The sequence below is a fragment of the Polaromonas sp. P1_E1_2 genome (assembly GCF_056406035.1).
This window is the reverse complement of the sequence record NZ_JBFUAZ010000476.1, coordinates 1-3,348: the sequence shown is the minus strand read 5'-3', so window position 1 is coordinate 3,348 and position 3,348 is coordinate 1. Positions and strand designations below refer to the sequence as shown.

4 protein-coding genes are annotated in these 3,348 nt (G+C 60.3%); 1 reads left to right on the top strand and 3 read right to left on the bottom strand.

All coding sequences use genetic code 11. The annotated features are described in order from the left end of the window. On the top strand, positions 1-1,268 hold a 1,268-nt coding region (locus AC1D1P_RS18385; protein WP_477673954.1), incomplete at its 5' end, for a S8/S53 family peptidase. Positions 1,269-1,283: 15 nt separating this feature from the next. Here AC1D1P_RS18385 and AC1D1P_RS18380 read toward each other — a convergent pair. From AC1D1P_RS18380 to AC1D1P_RS18370, 3 genes are all read right to left on the bottom strand, one after another. Continuing rightward, positions 1,284-1,946 carry a Crp/Fnr family transcriptional regulator gene (locus AC1D1P_RS18380; RefSeq protein ID WP_477673953.1) on the bottom strand — a complete coding sequence of 221 codons (663 nt, stop codon included), beginning with the start codon at positions 1,944-1,946 and terminating at the stop codon, positions 1,284-1,286. Positions 1,947-1,991: 45 nt separating this feature from the next. Then, positions 1,992-2,711, bottom strand: a complete 720-nt coding sequence (locus AC1D1P_RS18375; RefSeq protein WP_477673952.1) for a helix-turn-helix transcriptional regulator — start codon at positions 2,709-2,711, stop codon at positions 1,992-1,994. A 102-nt stretch (positions 2,712-2,813) separates the two neighbouring features. Continuing rightward, a partial coding sequence (locus AC1D1P_RS18370; RefSeq protein WP_477673951.1) for an esterase/lipase family protein occupies positions 2,814-3,348 on the bottom strand: 535 nt, incomplete at its 5' end.

Below are 3,348 nucleotides of genomic sequence, written 5' to 3'. Positions count from 1 at the left end.
TTTCTACCCTGGGCCAGAAACAGCCCAAGACCGAGCGCTTTTTTCACGCGCTGGACACGTCGATCAGTCACGGCTCACATGTCATGGATCTGGCAGTGGGGCCGCGCAAGCTGCTGGCCCAGGTGGCCAACTTGCCGCCTGCGTATGACGCGCCGCCTAGCTGGGCGCTGGCCAACGACGATGCCAGCCGCGCGCCGCTGGTTGCAGTGCAACTCGACTACGACACCGTGCAAGACACCTCGGGCGGCTCGATGAATGTGCATGTGCTGGACGGGTTTATGTACATCCTCTCTCGCTGCACCCCCACGGCCAAGGTGACGGTGAACGTGAGTTTTGGCACGCTGGCCGGGCCGCATGACGGAACGTCGCTGCTTGAGGCAGCCATGGACCAGCTGATCACCCTCCTTCATGGCCGCCTGCAGATTGTTGTGGCTGCTGGCAATGGCTACCAACTGCGCATGCATGCCAATACAACGCTGGCGAAAAACAAGTCCGCCACGCTGCATTGGTGCGCACTGCCCGACGATACAACGCAAAGCTTTGTGGAGCTCTGGATTGAAGAGAACCGCGAAGGCCTGGAGATTGAAATTACGCCGCCAGGGCAAGCGGCCTTGCCAGCATTGAAGTTTGGCCAGTCCCGAATGTGGGCCAACAGCGACAAGCAGCCCCTTTGCGCGCTGATTTATCCAAAGACGGTGGCCACTGGCCGGCGTGGCACCTGCGCCCTGCTGGCGGTGTCACCCACCTTCAGCTTCGAGAAGAAAGACGTCACAGCTCCCAGCGGAGTATGGCAAATCAAGCTGACGAACACCGCCACAAAATCGGTCACGGTGGATGCCTACGTGGAGCGAGACGATGTGGTCATCGGCACCCATACCGGAGCGCGCCAATCGCACTTTGAGGACGAGTGGTACGACACCAGCGGCAACCCCGGCTCCTTTGTCGATCACCCCAACAATCCAAGCCTGATCCGGCGCAGCGGCAGCTTCAACAGCATTGCCACGGGCAGTAAAACTGTGTCGGTCGGCGGCACCCGTATCACGGGGTCGAAATGGGCGCACTATTCCCCGCAAAAACCAGACCCCGATGCAGCGCGGCCGCAGCGACCCGGCGTCGTCAAAATCCCGGATGCAGCCGCCTCCAGCGACGAAAACCCGGCCACGCTGGGTGTCAGTGCCGCAGGGACGCGTAGCAGTGCCGTGGTGCGCTTGCAGGGTACGAGCGATGCGTCGCCGCAAGAGGCTCGCCGGATTTTTAACGAACGCTAGGCTCTCGGTAAGGACTCACCAACGGCTCGGCAGCTTTTTGAGCAGCGTGATGCGTTTGGTGCCCATTTCGATGTACCCGCCTTTTTCCAGGTCCTTTAAGAGGCGGCTGACCATTTCGCGGGAGGCGCCGACGCGGCTGGYAATCTCCTGATGGGTGATTGATTCAAGAGTGACAGCCTCATTGGCAGGGTCGCGCTCCACCGCATCGCCATGTCCTTCAAGCACGGCAATCAGCCGTCCGTACACATCGAGCAGCGCCATGTTGCGCGCCGCTTCTGTAGCAGCACGCGCCCTGCGAATCACCTGAACCACGAGATTGATTGCGAATCCTGGCTCATCACCCAAGTGTTCGCTCACATCGGTACGACTGAGCACCGCACAGGTGCAAGGCTCAAGGGTAATAACTGAAGCCGAACGGGGTCCGCCGTCCAGCGACATTTCCCCAAAATAGTCGCCCGAATGAATCCTGCCGTAGGTGATTTCCCGGCCGCTTTCGTCCATGGCGAACACCTTGACACTGCCCTTGAGCAGAACAAACAGGTTGTCGCCGATTTCCCCTTCGTTGATGACAACGGCTTTTTTGGGATAAGTTCGCACCACGCCTCGCAGGGCGAGCGTGCGCAATTCGGGAATCAAATGGGCATACAGCCCCTCATCGGAAGGTGGTGGTGAACTCATGATCACCCGTAATCTAGCACGTCGCCGGGACGTACGGGGCATCTATCAGTGGATTTGTCCGAGCGGCAGGGGGGCAATAGGCGGCAAAATCGCCACGCGATTGACCAGTTCACGAACGCCGCTGGAGGCGGTCTTGGCGCAAAGGCTGCGCACATGGCTGCGCACGGTGGAAACCGCAACTTTCATCTGGAGAGCGATTTCCGGCGTGCTCAAGCAGCGGCACAKGAAAACCAGCACCTGCTCCTCCGTATGCGTGAGACCGTGACTGCGGGCAAAGGAGCCAAAAACACCCGACTCGCTCACGCCCACTCGAGACAAAAAGAGGGCAATGCGCTCACAGGGGCTGCCTGCCTGACGATGCAATGGCACCACGGCAAGGGTAAAGTCCACGCCGTTGGCCACCAACCTGATCAGGCTGCGTTTTCCGGCAACTGCTTTGCCCATGGCAATCTGGAAGGCCTTGGCATCTGCCTGCATGAGGACCTTCAGCTCTCCCCTGTCCACCCCCAACACAACAGAGCGCTCAAGTTCGCGCCGCGCGATTTGATTCGCGTGCAAAATCCGCCCCTGGGCGCTGACAACGAACACCCCGTGCGCCAGCTCATCGACCAGCAGGGCCAGCAGCGCAGGCGTGGAATCAGACTCGGGTTCCAGCAGAGGCGGCAGAGGTCGGACAGCCTCTAACAGGCTGGTATTGGGCATTGCATAGAGTGTCAAGGGCTTGCTCCATCCTACAAATAGATGAGCATAAAAAGCCCGGGTCAATGTAGATAGTGAATATGCCGGGTCTTTTTTGTGAGAAATTCACATCGCCGGTTGCCGACGGGGGAGGCTTAAGGGGCTGACGGCAAGCGTCGATACGCTGGTTCAAGCCGGATCACTGTCCAGCATGGCCAGGGTAGCGTTCATGACGCCCGGCAAAAATGCCATCTGCACATGGGCCGCGCCGCGAACCAGGCGATTGTCGGCGCCAGGCAAGGTGGCCGTGGAGGTCGGAAACACGATGTTGTCGCAGTTGGAGTACCAGCAGGTAAACAGTGTATGCCGGTGTGCAGGCATCTCATGGTCCAGTTGGGTCTGCCAGTCGGACAGGAGGCGCATCTGGCGCCCATTGTGGCCATGCCCAAACCGGGCCAGCCAGGTTCCGCGGTGCGGTGTGCCGATGGTGACGACATGATGTACCCGGGCTTCGGCCTTCATGCGCTTGAGCCAGGCTCTGGCAGCCAACCCGCCCATGCTGTGGCATACCAGCAAGGGGGCAAGGCCTGTGGCTTGGGTGACCCGCACCACTGCGTCGTCAATTTGGGGGGCGTAGCCGTCTATGGAGCCGAACAGGGGCTCGAGATTGACAGCGACAAAGGCGCGTCCGCTGCCTCGAACCCGCTTGAGCCAGGGTGTCCAC